Origin of the sequence: Streptomyces avidinii (assembly GCF_014650695.1) — a bacterium.
In the GTDB taxonomy this organism is placed as follows: domain Bacteria; phylum Actinomycetota; class Actinomycetes; order Streptomycetales; family Streptomycetaceae; genus Streptomyces; species Streptomyces avidinii.
On the sequence record NZ_BMVL01000012.1, the window covers coordinates 203,511 to 219,998 of the forward strand.

Annotated in this window: 16 protein-coding genes; 4 read left to right on the forward strand and 12 right to left on the reverse strand. The window is 72.5% G+C overall.

What is annotated here, in order from left to right; all coding sequences use genetic code 11:
* Positions 1-26: 26 nt before the first annotated feature.
* Both IE257_RS28310 and IE257_RS28315 read right to left on the reverse strand, forming a co-directional pair.
* Positions 27-602 carry a histidine phosphatase family protein gene (locus IE257_RS28310; protein ID WP_189972708.1) on the reverse strand — a complete coding sequence of 192 codons (576 nt, stop codon included), beginning with the start codon at positions 600-602 and terminating at the stop codon, positions 27-29.
* A 31-nt stretch (positions 603-633) separates the two neighbouring features.
* A complete protein-coding gene (locus IE257_RS28315) occupies positions 634-2,079 on the reverse strand; it encodes an aminotransferase-like domain-containing protein (RefSeq protein ID WP_189972709.1) in 1,446 nt (481 codons plus the stop codon).
* Here IE257_RS28315 and IE257_RS28320 point away from each other — a divergent pair.
* Positions 2,078-2,983 (forward strand): DMT family transporter, encoded by a 906-nt coding sequence (locus IE257_RS28320; protein WP_189972710.1) that lies wholly within the window; start codon positions 2,078-2,080, stop codon positions 2,981-2,983. The genes IE257_RS28315 and IE257_RS28320 overlap by 2 nt on opposite strands.
* 57 nt (positions 2,984-3,040) lie before the next feature.
* Complete coding sequence (locus IE257_RS28325; protein WP_189972711.1) at positions 3,041-3,238, forward strand: DUF1918 domain-containing protein; 198 nt, start codon at positions 3,041-3,043, stop codon at positions 3,236-3,238.
* A 1-nt stretch (position 3,239) separates the two neighbouring features.
* Here IE257_RS28325 and IE257_RS28330 read toward each other — a convergent pair whose 3' ends face one another.
* Complete coding sequence (locus tag IE257_RS28330) at positions 3,240-4,481, reverse strand: glycoside hydrolase family 10-like protein (protein ID WP_189972712.1); 1,242 nt, start codon at positions 4,479-4,481, stop codon at positions 3,240-3,242.
* Positions 4,482-4,619: 138 nt separating this feature from the next.
* On the opposite strand from IE257_RS28330, the gene IE257_RS28335 reads away from it, so the two are divergent.
* Complete coding sequence (locus IE257_RS28335; protein WP_189972713.1) at positions 4,620-5,513, forward strand: 3-hydroxybutyryl-CoA dehydrogenase; 894 nt, start codon at positions 4,620-4,622, stop codon at positions 5,511-5,513.
* A 3-nt stretch (positions 5,514-5,516) separates the two neighbouring features.
* On the opposite strand, the gene IE257_RS28340 is transcribed toward IE257_RS28335, so the two are convergent.
* The 9 genes from IE257_RS28340 to infC form a co-directional block, all read right to left on the reverse strand.
* Positions 5,517-6,044, reverse strand: a complete 528-nt coding sequence (locus IE257_RS28340) for an NUDIX hydrolase (protein ID WP_245385488.1) — start codon at positions 6,042-6,044, stop codon at positions 5,517-5,519.
* A 62-nt stretch (positions 6,045-6,106) separates the two neighbouring features.
* The gene (locus IE257_RS28345; RefSeq protein ID WP_189972715.1) at positions 6,107-7,447 is read right to left on the reverse strand and encodes an NsdA family TPR-like regulatory protein; all 1,341 of its coding nucleotides are present in this window, start codon (positions 7,445-7,447) and stop codon (positions 6,107-6,109) included.
* Between the two features lie 553 nt (positions 7,448-8,000).
* Positions 8,001-10,529: a phenylalanine--tRNA ligase subunit beta gene (pheT, locus tag IE257_RS28350; protein WP_189972716.1), complete on the reverse strand. Its 2,529-nt coding sequence runs from the start codon at positions 10,527-10,529 to the stop codon at positions 8,001-8,003.
* Complete coding sequence (pheS, locus tag IE257_RS28355) at positions 10,529-11,656, reverse strand: phenylalanine--tRNA ligase subunit alpha (RefSeq protein ID WP_189972717.1); 1,128 nt, start codon at positions 11,654-11,656, stop codon at positions 10,529-10,531. The genes pheT and pheS overlap by 1 nt, the downstream gene beginning before the upstream one ends.
* 151 nt (positions 11,657-11,807) lie before the next feature.
* The gene (locus IE257_RS28360; protein WP_189972718.1) at positions 11,808-13,157 is read right to left on the reverse strand and encodes a sensor histidine kinase; all 1,350 of its coding nucleotides are present in this window, start codon (positions 13,155-13,157) and stop codon (positions 11,808-11,810) included.
* Positions 13,158-13,212: 55 nt separating this feature from the next.
* The gene (locus IE257_RS28365) at positions 13,213-14,073 is read right to left on the reverse strand and encodes a TrmH family RNA methyltransferase (protein ID WP_189972745.1); all 861 of its coding nucleotides are present in this window, start codon (positions 14,071-14,073) and stop codon (positions 13,213-13,215) included.
* A gap of 184 nt (positions 14,074-14,257) precedes the next feature.
* On the reverse strand, positions 14,258-14,644 hold the full coding sequence (rplT, locus tag IE257_RS28370) for a 50S ribosomal protein L20 (protein WP_007263143.1): 387 nt from the start codon (positions 14,642-14,644) through the stop codon (positions 14,258-14,260).
* 102 nt (positions 14,645-14,746) lie between these two features.
* A complete protein-coding gene (gene rpmI, locus IE257_RS28375; protein WP_030387121.1) occupies positions 14,747-14,941 on the reverse strand; it encodes a 50S ribosomal protein L35 in 195 nt (64 codons plus the stop codon).
* Positions 14,942-15,044: 103 nt separating this feature from the next.
* Complete coding sequence (gene infC, locus IE257_RS28380) at positions 15,045-15,779, reverse strand: translation initiation factor IF-3 (RefSeq protein WP_189972719.1); 735 nt, start codon at positions 15,777-15,779, stop codon at positions 15,045-15,047.
* Between the two features lie 325 nt (positions 15,780-16,104).
* Here infC and IE257_RS28385 point away from each other — a divergent pair, with 325 nt between their 5' ends.
* Positions 16,105-16,482: a DUF1844 domain-containing protein gene (locus tag IE257_RS28385; protein ID WP_030387119.1), complete on the forward strand. Its 378-nt coding sequence runs from the start codon at positions 16,105-16,107 to the stop codon at positions 16,480-16,482.
* The last annotated feature ends 6 nt before the right edge of the window (positions 16,483-16,488 follow it).

Below are 16,488 nucleotides of genomic sequence, written 5' to 3' on the forward strand. Positions count from 1 at the left end.
CTTGGATCGGACGGGACGACGCCCTCCTAGGCCGGGGCCTGCAGGGAGAGGTGCCAGCGGCCGGACCAGCCGGTGAGGGTCATCGTGGACAGCGGCCGGACGTCCACGTTCCAGTAGGTCAGCGGGGGTGCCTTCAGCGCGTACACCAGGGCGGCCCGGACCACCGAGGGCTCCGCCACCGCCACGATCGCGCCGCCGTCGTCGGCGGGCCGGGTGTCGAGCCAGCCGCCGATCCGGGAGATGAAGGCGAGCAGGGACTCGCCCCCGTGCGGGGCGGACCGCGGATCGCTGAGCCACAGCTCCACCGCCCCGGGCTCGTGGGCGGTGACCTCGGCCAGGGTCAGCCCCCGCCAGCGGCCCATGTCGCACTCGCGCAGCGCGGGCTGCGCGAGGGGCGCGTACCCGAGGGCCTCGCCCGTGGCGCGGCTGCGCGGGGTCGGCGAGCAGTAGCGCAGCTCGGCCGAGCCCAGGGGTACGAGGCCCCGGGCGGCGGACTCCACCGACCGCCAGCCGGCCCCGTCCAGCGGGCGGTCGTCGTCGAAGCGCTCGGCGAGCAGCGAGGAACTACGGGCTGCGGCAACGAGCGAAACCCGAACATGCATGCGGTGATGGTGAGCCGCGTACCGCGTGCGGTCAAGCGCCCGGACCGAGGCCTTCGGCCAGGCCGGTGCGCAGCCGCTGGACCGCCTCGACCAGTTCGCCGGGGCCGGCGACCCCGGCGAAGCTCAGCCGGACGTACGGACCCGGCGGTTCGGCGCAGAAGTACGGGCGACCCGGAGCCACCGCCACCCCGGCGCGCAGGGCCGCCGCGGCGAAGGCCGTGTCGTCGCCGCCCCCGGCCGGCCGTACCCACAACTGGTATCCGCCGGACGGCAGATGCGGAAGTTCCAGGGCGGGCAGCTCCCGCCGCAGGGCCCCCGCGAGCACCTCCCGCCGGTGGCGCAGTTCGGCGGCCACCGTCCGCAGGTGGCGCGGCCAGGCAGGCGCCCCGACCAGTTCCAGCGCGGCTTCCTGAAGCGGCCGGGGCACGAAGAAGCTGTCCACGATCTGGATGGCGCGCAGCCGGTCGACCACCGGGCCCCGGGCGGCCAGGGCGCCGACCCGCAGGCTGGGCGAGGTGGACTTGGTCAGCGACCGGACGTGCACCACCACCCCGTCCCCGTCCTCGGCGGCCAGGGTCGCGGGCAGCGGACCGGCGTCCTCGTGGGCCAGGGCCCGGGCGTAGTCGTCCTCGACCACGAAGGCCCCGGCGGCCCTCGCGATGCGCAGCACCTCGGCCCGCCGGCCCGGAGCCAGCACCGCACCGGTCGGGTTCTGGAACAGCGGCTGGCATACGAAGACCCGCGCGCCGGTCGCCTCGAAGGCGGCGGCGAGCAGCTCCGGCCGGACGCCCTCGGCGTCCACCGGCACCGGCACGGGCCGACACCCGGAGGCCCGGGCGATGGCGAGCAGCCCGGGGTAGGTCGGGGACTCGACCAGGATCGGTGCCCCGGGCGGGGCGAGCGCCCGCAGGGCGGTGGCCAGCGCGCTCTGCCCGCCCGCGGTGATCAGCACGTCGGCGGCGACGAGCGCGCCGCCGATCTCCCGGGCGAACCAGTCGCGCAGCTCGGGCAGCCCCTCCAGGGGCGGCCGCCCCCAGGCCCCGGGCCGCCGCCCGGCCCGGGCCAGCGCGGCCGCCATGGCCCGCTCGGGCTGGAGGGAGGGGTGCAGGTAGCCGCCGTTGAGCTCGATCACCCCGGACGGCGGCGCGGCCAGGGAGCCCAGCACGCCGGTGGCGTCGACGGACCGGGGGACGATCTCCCCGGCCCCCTCGGCGCTGAGGGCGACCTCCTGCCAGGAGGTGTCACCGGTCGCGGGAGCCGCCGTACGCGGTGCGGCGCGGAAGACCCCGGCGCCGGGCCGGGTGACGACGAGGCCTTCGGCGGCGAGCTGGGCGAGGGCCCGGGAGACGGTGACGGGGCTGACGCGATAGCGCTCCACCAGGGCCCGACTCGACGGGAGCTTTCCACCTGTCGAGTAGCGGTTGAGCTCCGACCGCAGGGATTCAGCCAGCTCTGCCACACTGCTACGCTCATACATGACAGCACAGAATAGCGCTACTCTCCCGACCACGATAGCGGTCAAGAACCCGGTGTGCCGGGGCACCGCCCTCGCCCTGCTCGGCGTCGTCGCCTTCTCGCTGACCTTCCCCGCCACCGCCTGGGGGCTGGAGAGCTTCGGTCCGTGGTCCCTGGTCGCGCTGCGCAGTGTCCTCGCCGCCGCCATCGCCGGCGTCTTCCTGCTGGGCCGGCGGGTGCCGCTGCCCGCCAAAGAGCACTGGACGGGCCTCGCCGTGGTCGCCGCCGGGGTGGTCGTCGGGTTCCCGATGCTGACCACCCTCGCGCTGACGACCTCCACCACCTCGCACGCCGCCGTGGTGGTCGGCCTCCTTCCGCTGACCACCGCGGCGCTGTCCGCGCTGCGCACCGGAGCCCGCCCCTCGCGCGCCTTCTGGGCCGCGGCCCTCGCCGGGGCCGCGGTGGTCCTGGGCTTCACCCTCGCGCAGAGCGGCGGGGCCCTCTCCGCGGGCGACGCCTACCTGTTCGCCGCCCTGCTGGTGTGCGCCGCCGGGTACACCGAGGGCGGCCGCCTCGCCCGGATGCTGCCCGGCTGGCAGGTGATCGGGTGGGCGCTGGTCCTGTGCCTGCCGCTCAGCCTGGCGGGCTCCGCGCTCGGACTCGCGTACGAGCCCGTGCACCTCGGCGTCCACGGCCTCGCCGGGCTGATCTGGGCGGCAGCCGGCTCCACCTTCCTCGGCCTGTACGTCTGGTACCGGGGCATGGCCGAGATCGGGGCGCCGCGGGCCAGCCAGCTGCAGCTCGCCCAGCCGCTGCTGACCCTGGTCTGGTCGGTGGCCCTGCTGGGCGAGCACCTCTCCCCCGCCGCACCCGCCGCCGCGTGCGCGGTACTCGTCTGCATCGCGGTGACCCAACGGGTCAAATAGCCGTACTACGCCCTAAACTGCTACCACCGGATCGGACCGCCACCAAGGAGGTCAGTTATGCGCGCGACCGAGGGCGACCAGCTGGTGCAGCACGGCAGGATCGTCGGACAGCACGACAAGGTGGGCGAGATCACCCAGGTCCTGGGCGAGAACGGAACCCCCCCGTACCGGGTCCGTTTCGAGGACGGGCACGAGGCACTGATGGCTCCCGGGCCCGACTGCACGGTCCGCCACCCCGCAGAACCCGCTCACTGACTCAGCGCGGCGACGCCGACCGGTAGTGGTCGGCGACCACCCGGGCCATCGCCCCGTTGGGGTCCGCGGCCACCTGCTTCGCGGAGAAGTAGACGTGGCCGCGGACCTCCGGGTAGCCGCGGGCGAACCGCACGTGCTTGGACAGCTCCCCCGGGTCGCGCCAGGCTTCGGTGGGGCTGTCCGCGTCGCACCGGTACAGCGCCTCCCCCACGTACAGGTCCACGTCGGTACCCGCGACGGTCCGCGCCCACCAGGGCACGATGTCGGCGTAGTCGGCGGTCGGGTGCCCGATGTGCCAGTACGCCTGCGGCACGATGTAGTCGATCCAGCCCTCCCTGACCCACTTGCGGGTGTCCGCGTAGAGGTCGTCGTACGTCCCGAGGCCCGCGCGGGTCGGCGAACCGGCCGGGTCCCGGTCGGAGTTGCGCCACACGGCGAACGGGCTGATCCCGAAGCGGGGCCCCGGCCCCAGCGCCCGCAGCCGTGCGGACATCTCGCGGACCAGGGTGTCGATGTTGTCGCGGCGCCAGGCGGCGCGCGAGGCGAAGCCCTCCCCGTACTCCTCGAAGGCCTCGTCGTCGTCGAAGTACTCCCCCTCCACCGGGTACGGGTAGAAGTAGTCGTCCCAGTGCACCGCGTCCAGCGGGTAGCGGGAGACGGCGTCGAACATGGCGTCCTGGACGAAGCGCCGCACCTCGGGCAGGCCCGGGTTGTAGTAGAGCTTGCCGCCGTACTCCACCGTCCAGCCGGGATTGCGGCGCGCCGGGTGCGTGGACACCAGCCGGTCGAGGTCGGTGTGGTTGGCCACCCGGAACGGGTTGAACCAGGCGTGCAGCTCCAGCCCGCGGGCGTGCGCCTCCTTGACGGCCGTATCCAGCGGGTCCCAGCCCGGATCCACCCCCTGCTTCCCGGTCAGCCACTGCGACCACGGCTCCAGCTTCGAGGGCCAGAGGGCATCGGCCGCCGGCCGGACCTGGAGGACCACCGCACCGAGGCTCCGCCCGACCGCGGCGTCGAGGAGGCCGAGCAGCTCCGTGCGCTGCCGGGCGGCGGAGAGACCACTCTCGGAGGGCCAGTCCACATTCGACACCGAGGCGATCCACATGCCGCGGAAGTCGGTGGCGCCGGCCCGGCCGCCCCTCCCGGTGCGCCGCCCCGCCGCCGCCGCGGGCGGGCCGGTCGTGGCGGCGGCGATCACCCCCACGGCTCCGGCCAGCAGCGCCCGTCGACCGATTAGCCCCATGTGACATCTCCGTTTCGCTGAGTGACATTGCAGGATGTCCGCCCAGCATGCCCGCCCCGGCCCGCCGCCCCGCGCAAGGTCGGGAGTAACGTCGGGGGGCGTGGCGGGCGCCGGAATCATACGGGGGACCCGCCGAGGATGAGCTGCGAAAGGCACGAAGTGACTGACCTCCCTTCCGACATCACACGGGTCGGCGTAGTGGGCTGTGGCCAGATGGGCGCGGGTATCGCCGAGGTGTGCGCCCGTAGTGGCCTTGAGGTCAAGGTCGCCGAGACCACCGGCGAAGCCCTGGAGATCGGCCGTACCCGGCTTCACAACTCCCTGACCAAGGCCGCCGAACGCGGCAAGATCAGCGAGGAGGAGCGGGACGCCACCCTGGCCCGCCTCACCTTCACCACCGACCTCGGCGAGTTCGCCGACCGCGACCTCGTCATCGAGGCGGTCGTCGAGAACGAGCAGGTCAAGACGGAGATCTTCCAGGTCCTCGACCAGGTGATCACCCGCCCGGACGCGATCCTGGCGTCCAACACCTCCTCGATCCCGCTGGTCAAGCTGGCCGTCGCGACCTCGCGGCCGGACCAGGTCATCGGCATCCACTTCTTCAACCCGGCCCCCGTGCAGAAGCTCGTCGAGCTGATCCCGGCGCTGACCACGGGCGAGGAGACGATCAAGCGCGCAGAGGCCCTGGTGCGTAACGTGCTCGGCAAGCACGCGGTCCGCGCCCAGGACCGTTCCGGCTTCGTCGTCAACGCTCTCCTCGTTCCTTACCTGCTGTCCGCGATCCGGATGTTCGAGTCGGGCATCGCGAGCCGCGAGGACATCGACAACGGCATGGAGCTGGGCTGCGCCCACCCGATGGGCCCGCTGAAGCTGTCCGACCTCATCGGCCTGGACACCATCGCCTCGATCGCCGACTCGATGTACGCCGAGTACAAGGAGCCGCTGTACGCCGCTCCCCCGCTGCTCCAGCGCATGGTCGACGCCGGCCGCCTGGGCCGCAAGTCGGGCGCGGGCTTCTACCCGTACGGCTGATCCCTACGGCCGGCCGAGCCGGAGGTGGTGCAGCAGGAGCAGACCGGCCGCCATGTTGGCGGCCGGGATCTCCCCGCGCGCGATCATGTCCGGCACGAGTTTGAGCGGGACCCACTCCCGGCGCGAGGACTCGAAATCGTCCTCGGGATGCCCGATGTGAGTGGCCCCGTCCGCCCAGTAGAGGTGGTGCCGGGCGTCGGTCAGTCCGTTGGACGGCTCCACGGTCATCAGGTGGTGGAGCGGGCCGGGCCGCCAGCCCGACTCCTCCTCCATCTCGCGAGCCGCCGCGACCGCGATGTCCTCGCCGTCCTCGACCACCCCGGCGGGCAGTTCCCAGCCCCAGCTGTCGGTGATGAACCGGTGCCGCCAGAGCAGCAGCACCTCGTTGGCCTCATTGACGGCCGTGGCGACGGCGACCGGACGCAGCCGGATCACGAAGTGGTCCAGGTGCCGGCCGTCGGGGAGTTCCACATCGGCGAGATTCACATCGAACCAACGGTTCTTGTACACAGTGTGCTCACTCAGGTTCATCCACTGCACGGCAGTGCCACCTTCCTTCCGAGTAGGTGGCAAACATGGCAGCAGCTGACCGGTCACAGCGGAACGCGCAGCGCCCCGTCGATGAGCCGCGCGGTCTCTTCCGCGCCCGTACAACCGCTGGTCAGCAGCTGTTCGCGGACCGTCCGCAGCCGGTCGCGCAGCCGCAGAGACTCCATGCCCCTGGCCCGCTCGGCCATCTCGGCCGCGGACGCCGAGGCCCGGTCCGCCTCCCCCTGACGCAGCTGGATCTCGCACAGCATCGCCAGCCGGTGCACCCGCCCGCGGTCGTGCGCGGGGGTGCCGACGGCCGCGGTCGCGTGGATCCGCGCGGCTTCCAGATCGCCCAGACCGAGCAGCGCCTCGGCGACCTGGACGTTGACCAGCCCCGGCTGTACGTAGCCGGTCTCGTCCGGCTCGCTGCCCGGGCGGATCCGCTCGGCGGCCGCCTCCGCCTTGCGGATGCAGGCCAGCGCGGCCCGGGTGTCGCCGAGCTGGGCGTACGCCTTGGCCTGCATGGCGTGGAGGTCCGCGGCCAGCGCGGGGGTGGTGTGCCGCCCGGCGGCGCGCAGCGCGGCCTCGGCGAAGGCGACGGCCTGGCGGTACTCGCGCAGGTGCAGCGACTGGTTGACTATCAGCGCGATGACATAGGCCCCGAGCCCGCGGTCCCCGCTCGCCTTGGCCAGGCGCAGCGCCTGGTGGAAGTAGCGCTGGGCCAGCCCGTGGGCGTCCGAGTCGTACGCGCAGATCCCCGCCACCGCGACCAGGGATCCCGTGGCCCGGTGCAGCCGGCGCCCCAGGTCGTCGGAGTAGCTTCCGCGCAGCATGGGCGCGGTCTCGCTGCCGAGGAAGCGGACGATCCGGTCCCGTGTGGCCAGACCGCCGGCCCGGCGGTACATCAGCTCGTAGTGGGCACGGGCGGACTTCAGGATCTCGATGTGCTCGGGACCGATCGGGTTCGGCCCCTCGCGGGACACATCGGCGTCCTCGGGCGGATTCTCCCACTCCCACACCGGGATGACGGCGGGCGTCCCGGTGACCGCTCCGGCGGCGAGCAGCTGGGGCCGGGCCTGGCCGTCGGAGCGCCACAGGGCGGCGGCCCGGTCCACGAACCCGCTGAGCGGCGAGGCGTGCAGCGGAATCGGCTGGTCCGCCGCACCGAGCCCGATGTCGTCCAGCCCGAGGGTCCGTCGCAGCCGGCCGCCGAGCACCTCGCAGATCAGGTCGGGCACCTGACCCCGGGGCCGCTGGCCCTTCAACCACCGCGTCACGGCGGTGTGTTCGTAGCGCAGGGCGAGTCCGCGGGTGCGGCCTGCCTGGTTCACGTACGCGGCGAGTCCGGCGTGGGACATACCCGCCTCGGCAAGGAGGGCGTCGAGCAGGACATTGGGCTGCATGGCCGCTCCAAGGGCTCGTCGGTCTCAGGCTAGTGGGTGCGCGGTTCACACGGGGTGTGAACCGAGTACGCGCATAAATGCGATGCGCACTCTGCCGCACGGACCCCTTGAGGCGCTTCACTGAAGAGCCTCGCCAAGAGGTAGCTCGGGTCGTCGGCTCCCCCTCGTACAGTGCGACGACCCGTCACCGCGCCGCCCGTTCTGCTGTCTGCCCGACACTCCACGGCAGGCGGGCGGCGCGATCCGGCTCCGCCGGCGCCCGGTTGGTCGCCGCGCCCCGGCAGGGGCCGGACCGGACGCGCGCCGGGCCCATCCACCGGGCCCGGCGCGCGTGGTCCGGGCCGATCGTCGCAGAGCACCGAGCCGCTGCGCGGGAGCTTCCCCCACCCCGCCCCTTCCCGAAACCGGGCGCTGCCCGGACCCGGTCCTCGAAGGCCGGACGAGCTGGGAAATCGACCGGCCGACCCCCGACGCGGGCCACCGGGCCCCTCACCCGAACGAGTGAGGGCCCCTCCGGTGGTCCGGAGGGGCCCTCACTGGCGTACGGAAGCGGTTACGCGCCCCGGAGCACCGCCCCGGTCCGCTCGCCCGCCAGGGCCACCGCCGCATCACGCGCGGCCGTGGACTCCTCGGCGGTCAGCGTCCGGTCGGCCGCGCGGAAGCGCAGCGCGTAGGCCAGGGACTTCTTGCCCTCGCCGACCTGCTCACCGGTGAACACGTCGAACAGCCGCAGCGATTCGAGGAGTTCGCCCGCGCCCTTGCGCAGGGCGGCCTCCACCGCGGACGCCGGCACCGAGGCGTCGACGATCAGCGCCACATCCTGGGTCGCCACCGGGAAGGAGGAGATCCGGGGCGCCTGGAGGGCCTCGCCGCCGGCCGCCGCGAGGCGGTCGAGGTCGAGCTCCATCGCACTGGTGCGGGCCGGCAGGCCCATCGCCTTGACCACCCGCGGGTGCAGCTCACCGGCGTGGCCGATGACCTGCTCGACCCCGCCGACGGTGACGACCAGCTCGGCGCAGCGGCCCGGGTGCCAGGGGCCGTACTGGCCCTGGCGGACGACCAGCTCGGCGCCCGCCTCGACGGCGAGCGCGCGGGCGGCCTGGACGGCGTCCGCCCAGTCGGCCGGGCGGCCCTTGCCCCACCAGCCGGCCTGCTCGCGCGCACCGGCCAGCACGACCGCGGCGTACCGCGGCTGCGCGGGCAGGGCCGCGTTCAGGGTGGCGATCTCCTCGTCCGTGGGACGCCGGTCGACGGGCAGCCGTACGGCGACACCCGGCCGGTCGGCCGCGCGGAAGACCGAGCCGGTCTCGAAGAGCGCGAGGTCGTGGCTGCCCCGGCTGTCGTTGCGGCGCAGCGCGCCGAGCAGACCCGGCAGCAGCGTGGTGCGCAGCGCCGGCTCCTCGTCGGAGATCGGGTTGACCAGCTTGACGACCTGGCGGGCGACGTCATGCGCCGGGAGCTGGAGCTGGTCGAAGACGCCCTCACCGATGAACGGGTAGCTGAGCGCCTCGACGTAGCCCGAGCCGGCCAGCGCGCGGCCGACCCGGCGGTGCAGCTGCTGGCGGGAGGTCAGACCGCGGCCGGAGGGCACCTGCGGGAGGGTCGACGGGAGATTCCCGTAGCCCTCCAGCCGGATGACCTCTTCGGCGAGGTCGTTGGGCTCGGCGAGGTCGGGCCGCCACGACGGGACCGTGACGACGAGCTCGTCCTGGCCGTAGACGTCGCAGCCGATCTCCTGGAGGCGTCGGACGACGGTCTCGCGGCCGTACTCCATGCCCGCGACCCGGTCCGGGTGGTCCGCGCCCATCGCGATGGTGCGCGGGGCGCCCGGGGCGACGATCTGGGTGACGCCCGCCTCGGCGGTGCCGCCCGCGAGGAGCACGAGCAGGTCGACGGTCCGCTGTGCGGCCGCGGCGGCGGCCTGCGGGTCGACGCCCCGCTCGAAGCGCTTGGAGGCCTCCGAGGACAGCTTCAGACGGCGGGCGGTGCGCGAGATCGACACGGAGTCGAAGTGCGCGGCCTCGATGACGACGTCCGTGGTCCCCGTGACCTGCCCGGTCCCGGGGTCGGTGACGGAGTCGGCGATCTCGGTGTTGGCGCCGCCCATGACGCCGGCGAGACCGATCGGCCCGCTGTTGTCGGTGATCACCAGGTCCTCGGCGTCCAACGTGCGCTTGACGCCGTCGAGGGTGGTGAACTTCTCGCCCTGCTCGGCACGGCGGACACCGATGGTGCCGTCGATGCTGGAGCGGTCGTAGGCGTGCAGCGGCTGGCCGAGCTCCAGCATCACGTAGTTGGTGATGTCCACGGCGAGCGAGATCGGGCGCATGCCCGCCTTCTGCAGGCGGCGGGTCAGCCAGATCGGGGAGCGCGCGTCGGGGTCGAGGCCGGTCACCGTACGGGCGGTGAACCGGTCGCAGCCGGCCAGGTCGTCGATCTTGACCGGGTAGCCGTACGAGTTCGGCGCGGGCACGTCGAGCAGCGCCGGGTCGCGCAGCGGCAGGCCGTAGGCGGTGGCCGCCTCGCGGGCGACACCGCGCATGGACATGCAGTAGCCGCGGTCCGGGGTGATGTCGATGTCGAGGACCTCGTCGACGAGCTGGAGCAGCTCGATCGCGTCGGTGCCGACCTCGTACTCGGGCGGCAGCACGATGATGCCGTGCGTGCCGTCGTCGCCCATGCCCAGCTCGTCGCCGGAGCAGATCATGCCGTGCGAGGTGCGGCCGTAGGTCTTGCGCGAGGCGATCGCGAAGTCTCCGGGCAGGACCGCGCCCGGCAGGACCACGACGACCTTGTCGCCGACGGCGAAGTTGCGGGCGCCGCAGACGATCTCCTGCGGCTCGCCGGTGCCGTTGGCCTGACCGACGTCGACCGTGCAGAAGCGGATCGGCTTGCGGAAGCCCTCCAGCTCCTCGATGGTCAGCACCCGGCCGACGACGAGCGGACCCTTGAGGCCGCCGCCGAGCTGCTCGACGGTCTCGACCTCAAGGCCGGCGTCGACCAGCTTGGCGGCCACGTCGCGGCCGGTTTCGCCCGCGGGGAGGTCGACGTACTCCCGCAGCCAGGAAAGCGGGACGCGCATCAGATCTCACTCCCGAACGGCCGGGTGAAGCGAACGTCACCCTCGACCATGTCTCGCATGTCTTCGACGTTGTGGCGGAACATCAGCATCCGTTCGATGCCGAACCCGAAGGCGAACCCGCTGTACTTCTCGGGGTCCACACCGCAGGCGATGAGCACCTTGGGGTTGACCATGCCGCAGCCGCCGAGCTCGATCCAGCCCTCGCTGGAGCAGGTACGGCACGGGCGGTCGGGGTTGCCCACCGACTCGCCGCGGCACACGTAGCACTGCATGTCCATCTCGGCGGACGGCTCGGTGAAGGGGAAGAAGTGCGGGCGCAGCCGCGTGGTGGTGCCCTCGCCGAAGAGCTCCTGGACCATGTGGTCCATGGTGCCCTTGAGGTCCGCCATGGTCAGGCCCTCGTCCACGGCCAGCAGCTCGACCTGGTGGAAGACCGGGGTGTGCGTCGCGTCGAGCTCGTCGGTGCGGTACACCCGGCCCGGGCAGACGATGTAGACCGGCGGCTTGCGCTCCAGCAGCGAGCGCGCCTGCACCGGCGAGGTGTGGGTGCGCAGCACGACGCCGGACTCGTCGCCCTGGGTGCCCTCGGGCCCCCGGACGAAGAAGGTGTCCTGCATCTGGCGTGCCGGGTGGTCGGGCGTGAAGTTGAGGGCGTCGAAGTTGAACCACTCGGCCTCCACCTCCGGCCCCTCGGCGACCTCGTACCCCATGCCCACGAAGATGTCCGCAATGCGGTCCATCAGCGTGGTCAGGGGGTGCCGGGCGCCGGCGGGGACGCGGTCGTAGGGCAGCGTGACGTCCACGGCCTCCTCGACCAGCACCCGCTCGTCGCGTTCCGCCTCCAGCGCGACCGTGCGGGCCCCGAAGGCCTTGTTCACGGCGCCGCGGGCCTGGCCCACGAGCTTGCCCGCGGTGGCCTTGGCCTGCGGGGGCAGCGCGCCGATCTCGCGGTTGGCGAGCGCCAGGGGCGAGCGGTCGCCCATGTGCGCGGTCTTCGCCTCACGCAGCGCGTCGAGGTCGCCGGCGGACGCGAAGGCGGCGAGCGCCTCGTCCCGCATGCGCTCGATCTCTTCCGGTTTCAGTGCCTCGACCTCGACAGGGTCGTACGACTTGTTCGGTGCCGACATCTCTTCCCGTACTTCCGATGGCTGGCTGGTGGGTCCCCGTACGACAGGATCGGACCGATCGACGCAGAGACACAAAGGTGCCAAAGGACGAGTCTAAAGGTCGCTGGGGGTGAAGGAGCCCGTGGGCCGCCTGCCGGGACGCTCCGCAGGGCTACTGCGTGAGGTACGCGGGGGCGCTCACGGGCAGGATAAATCGGAACTCGGCGCCGCCGCCGGGGCCGCGACCGACCGTGATGGTCCCGCCGTGGGCCTCCACGATGCCCTTGACGATGTACAGGCCCAGGCCGGTGCCGCCGCGCTTGCTCCCCCGCCAGAAGCGGGTGAAGACGCGGCCCATCGACTCCTCGGGGATCCCGGGGCCTTCGTCGGACACGGTGACGGCGGTTCCTTTCTCATGCGGCGACACCCCGATGGTGACCGTTCCCTCGCCGTGGCGCACCGCATTTTCGAGGAGGTTGCCGAGGATCTGGTCGATCTTGTCCGGATCGGCCCACAGGTCGGGGAGCGGGCGGCTGACGCTCACGAGGAACCGCTCGGGGGCCTGTCCGTTCGCGGTGAGCGCCTGCACGTGCCGGCCGACGGCGGTGGCGATGTCCACCGGCTGCCGGCGCACCTCCAGGCGACCGGAGTCGATGCGGGAGATGTCGAGCAGTTCGGCGATGAGGCGGGTGACGCGGTTGGCGTCGGCGTCGACGGTCTCCAGCATCAGCCGCTTCTGGTCGTCCGTGAACCGCTCCCACTTGGCGAGCAGGGTGGCCGTGAACCCCTTGACCGAGGTCAGCGGGGAGCGCAGCTCGTGGGCGACGGTGGCGATCAGCTCGGCGTGGCTGCGCTCGGTGCGGCGGCGGGCCTCGGTACCGCGCAGGGTGACCACGAGGCGGCGCAGCGGGCCGGTGGGGTGCGTACGGATGTAGCTGGCGGAGACCAGCACCTCGCGCCCGCCGGGGAGCAGCAGGTTCCGTTCGGGCTGTCCGCGGCGGGTGGCGAGGCCCCCGTACGGGTCGGTCAGCGCCCACCAGCGGCGGCCTTCGAGGTCCTCCAGCGGGAGCGCCCGGTCGATGCGCCTGCCGAGTGCCTGTGCGGGGTCGGTCGCGGTCATCCGGGCGGCGGCCCGGTTGAAGCAGATGACCCGCCCGGTGGCGTCGGCGACGACCAGCCCGTCGGGCAGGGTGTCGGGGTCGATCCCGAAGCCGAGCCCCTCCCCGGGAGCGTCTTCGTCCGGAACCGTCCCGGCCGTCCCGCGGGCCGCCGGCCCCGGCGTGCCGGCCTGCGCCGGTACGGAGCACCGCGTGCCCGCGGCCCGTCCCGGGGGTACGGCGCCGGCCCGGCCTGCCGGGGCGGCGTCCACGGGCCCGCCCGTGCGGGTGCCGGCCGGAGCCTGCGGCGGGACGCCGGCCAGAGCCTCGGCCTGCGACGGGACCCGGGCGGCGCCGGGTGCGGCCGGCACCGGTGCACCGGCCGTCGTATCGGCCCCCGGTGAGCTGTTCGTACCGACGGTCATGTCCCCGTACCCCACATCTCCGAGTAGCGCAGTGGGCCCCCGGGCTGCCACATTACTAGCTGGGGGTCACGGAGCGGCACCCTCCGGGCGCCCGCTGTGCACGCGCGGACGCGTAGAGGCACACGGCGGCGGCCGTTGCGAGGTTCAGGCTCTCGGCCTTTCCGTGGATCGGGACCCGTACGACGGCGTCCGCCAGGGCCCTGGTCTCCTCCGGCAGGCCCCAGGCCTCGTTGCCGAAGACCCAGGCGGAGGGCCCGCCCATGGTGCCCGCGTCCAGCTCGGCGTCGAGGTCGTCCTCGCCCGCGCCGTCGGCCGCGAGGATCCGTACGCCTGCGGCCCGGAGCCCCTCGACGGCCTGCTCCACCGGAACGCCGACGGCGACCGGGAGGTGGAAGAGGGATCCCACGGAGGCCCGTACGGACTTGGGGTTGTAGAGGTCCACGGAGGCATCGGTCAGCACCACCGCGTCCGCGCCGGCGGCGTCCGCGCAGCGCAGTACCGTTCCGGCGTTGCCGGGGTCGCGGACGTGCGCGAGGACGGCGACCAGCTTGGGCTCGGCCCTGAGGATCTCCTCGAACGGGGAGTCCAGGAAGTGGCAGACGCCGACCAGGCCCTGCGGGGTGACGGTCTGCGAGACCTCGGCGAGCACCTCGTCGGAGGCGTAGTGCACGCGGGCGCCCGCGTCCAGGGCGGCCTCGATGATCCCCGTGTAGCGCTCGGCGGCCTCGACGGTGGCGAACAGCTCGATCAGGGTCGACGCACCCGTGGGACCGCGGTGCTCGACGGCCTCGCGGACGGCCTGCGGGCCCTCGGCGATGAAGCGGCGCTCCTTGGTGCGGAAATTGCGCCGCGCCAGTCGCCTGGCGGCGGCCACCCGCGGGGATCGGGGGGAGATCAGCTCGTCGGGGTGACCCAGGTCAGCCATGGTCTCTGCGGTTCTCTCTCGGGGGTGCGGGGCGCGCGGGCGCGGGCGGTGCGGGGCGCGCGGAGCGCGGGCGGTACCGGCGGGGCGCCCCTGCGGTGCGGGGAAAGCACTCGGACCCGCAGGCGAATCGCCTGCGGGTCCGAGGGTGCCGACTGCTTACGCGGCCGGCCAGGCCTTACGCAGCGGCCTTGGGGGCGTTGACGTCGGCCGGGAGCGCCTTCTGCGCAACCTCGACCAGCGCGGCGAACGCGTTGGCGTCGTTGACGGCCAGCTCCGCGAGGATCTTGCGGTCCACCTCGATGTTGGCGGCCTTCAGACCCTGGATGAGGCGGTTGTACGTCATGCCGTTCTGGCGGGCAGCGGCGTTGATGCGCTGGATCCACAGCTGACGGAAGTCGCCCTTGCGCTTCTTGCGGTCGTTGAAGTTGTAGACCAGCGAGTGGGTGACCTGCTCCTTGGCCTTGCGGTACAGGCGCGAACGCTGACCGCGGTAGCCGGAGGCCGCCTCGAGGATCGCCCGGCGCTTCTTGTGGGCGTTTACTGCCCGCTTGACGCGTGCCACTTTTTAACTCCTTGTAGCGGGGCCGTGGGTGTCTTCACACGGCCCGAATTCGATGGGGTCCCGGTCTTGACGTCCCGCTCCCGCACTGGGGAGCGGAGGACGTCACTTGCCGAGAAGCTTCTTGATCTTCGCGGCGTCGCCGGGGGCCATCTCCGCGGTGCCGGTCAGGCGGCGGGTGACACGGGACGACTTGTGCTCGAGCAGGTGGCGCTTGCCGGCGCGCTCACGGAGCACCTTGCCGGAGCCGGTGATCTTGAAGCGCTTCTTGGAACCGCTGTGCGTCTTGTTCTTCGGCATAGCGCCGTTATCTCCTCGTCGGTGGCGCTCCCGCCGGCCCTGTGGGGACCGGCTGACGGGAGCGTCATGTTGTGTCGGTGATCCGAGACGGGCTGCCTCGGAATCAGGCCTCGGCGTTCGCCTCGTCGGCCGGCGCCTCATCGGCAGCGGTCTCGGGGGCCTCGGCAGAGGCGACCTCGGTGGTGTCATCGACCTCGACGGCGGCGTCCTCGGAAGGAGCCTCGTCATCGGTGTGGGCGACACCCTGGCGCTCCGCCTTGCGGGCGGCCTGCGCCTCGCGGGCTTCGGCCATCGCCTCGGTCTTCTTCTTGTGCGGACCGAGGACCATGATCATGTTTCGGCCGTCCTGCTTCGGGTTCGACTCGATGAACCCGAGGTCCTCGACGTCCGAAGCGAGACGCTGCAGCAGTCGGTAGCCGAGTTCCGGCCGGGACTGCTCGCGACCACGGAACATGATCGTGATCTTGACCTTGTCGCCCTGCTTGAGGAACCGAACGACGTGACCCTTCTTGGTGTCATAGTCGTGCGGGTCGATCTTCGGCCGGAGCTTCATTTCCTTGATGACCGTGTGCGCCTGGTTCTTGCGCGCCTCACGGGCCTTCATGGCCGACTCGTACTTGAACTTGCCGTAGTCCATGAGCTTGCAGACCGGCGGGCGTGCGGACGCCGCGACCTCGACCAGGTCGAGGTCGTACTCCTGCGCGAGCTCAAGCGCCTTGGCAAGCGGCACGATGCCGACCTGCTCGCCGCTGGGACCGACAAGCCGTACCTCGGGAACGCGAATCCGGTCGTTGATGCGGGGCTCGGTGCTGATGGATCCTCCTCGGTAGCACCACACGGCTGCCTGGCAGACAGCCGCTGACGTGTATTTCCGTCAGACCGACCGCAGCGGGAGAATGAAAAAAGCCCCGCCGGGCACAGGCAGGGGCTCCAAAACAACCGGAACACCGCCGCGTGCGAACCGCGGGGCGTAAACTCGGGCAGCTTTCCATCGTCCGTACGGAACGATGGATGCCGCCTGACCGGTGACCCGCCGCCCCGGAGAGCAGTCAGGTGGGAGAACGGAGCCTCCACTTGTGGGCCGGGCACAGAAGTGTCCGGCCGGTCGAAGTACATACTAGCACCCGCGCCGCAAGCCCGCCGCACGGCATATCGTGGGGCGCATGACTGACGCGACACCCCCCACCGACCCCGCTGCCGACGGCGCCCCCGACTACGACACCATGACCCGCGACATCGCGGACGTGCCCGCCGTCGAGGTGATCACCACGGTGGCCGTGCACCTGCTGAGCGCCGCGGCGGTCAACCTGGGCCTGGACAAGCCGGACTCCGAGCACAAGGACCTCGACGAGGCCCGCAAGCTGATCACGGCTCTGGCCGGCCTGGTCACCGCGAGCGCCACCGAGATCAGCTCCTTCCACGCGGCCCCGCTGCGGGACGGTCTGAAGTCGCTCCAGCTGGCCTTCCGCGAGGCCTCGATCGTGCCGGACGAGCCGGGCCAGGGGCCGGGCGAGAAGTTCACGGGTCCCGTCTTCGGCTGAGTCCGT

What these genes read in the sequence shown, in the direction of transcription:
- IE257_RS28325 (WP_189972711.1), top strand. Translation starts at nt 3,041, where the DNA reads ATGCGCGCGACCGAGGGCGACCAGCTGGTGCAGCACGGCAGGATCGTC.
- pheT (WP_189972716.1), bottom strand. Translation starts at nt 10,529, where the DNA reads ATGCGCGTCCCGCTTTCCTGGCTGCGGGAGTACGTCGACCTCCCCGCG.
- rpmI (WP_030387121.1), bottom strand. Translation starts at nt 14,941, where the DNA reads ATGCCGAAGAACAAGACGCACAGCGGTTCCAAGAAGCGCTTCAAGATC.
- IE257_RS28340 (WP_245385488.1), bottom strand. Translation starts at nt 6,044, where the DNA reads ATGAACCTGAGTGAGCACACTGTGTACAAGAACCGTTGGTTCGATGTG.
- IE257_RS28345 (WP_189972715.1), bottom strand. Translation starts at nt 7,447, where the DNA reads ATGCAGCCCAATGTCCTGCTCGACGCCCTCCTTGCCGAGGCGGGTATG.
- pheS (WP_189972717.1), bottom strand. Translation starts at nt 11,656, where the DNA reads ATGTCGGCACCGAACAAGTCGTACGACCCTGTCGAGGTCGAGGCACTG.
- IE257_RS28320 (WP_189972710.1), top strand. Translation starts at nt 2,078, where the DNA reads ATGACAGCACAGAATAGCGCTACTCTCCCGACCACGATAGCGGTCAAG.
- IE257_RS28335 (WP_189972713.1), top strand. Translation starts at nt 4,620, where the DNA reads ATGAGCTGCGAAAGGCACGAAGTGACTGACCTCCCTTCCGACATCACA.
- IE257_RS28315 (WP_189972709.1), bottom strand. Translation starts at nt 2,079, where the DNA reads ATGTATGAGCGTAGCAGTGTGGCAGAGCTGGCTGAATCCCTGCGGTCG.
- IE257_RS28310 (WP_189972708.1), bottom strand. Translation starts at nt 602, where the DNA reads ATGCATGTTCGGGTTTCGCTCGTTGCCGCAGCCCGTAGTTCCTCGCTG.
- IE257_RS28385 (WP_030387119.1), top strand. Translation starts at nt 16,105, where the DNA reads ATGACTGACGCGACACCCCCCACCGACCCCGCTGCCGACGGCGCCCCC.
- IE257_RS28330 (WP_189972712.1), bottom strand. Translation starts at nt 4,481, where the DNA reads ATGGGGCTAATCGGTCGACGGGCGCTGCTGGCCGGAGCCGTGGGGGTG.
- IE257_RS28360 (WP_189972718.1), bottom strand. Translation starts at nt 13,157, where the DNA reads ATGACCGTCGGTACGAACAGCTCACCGGGGGCCGATACGACGGCCGGT.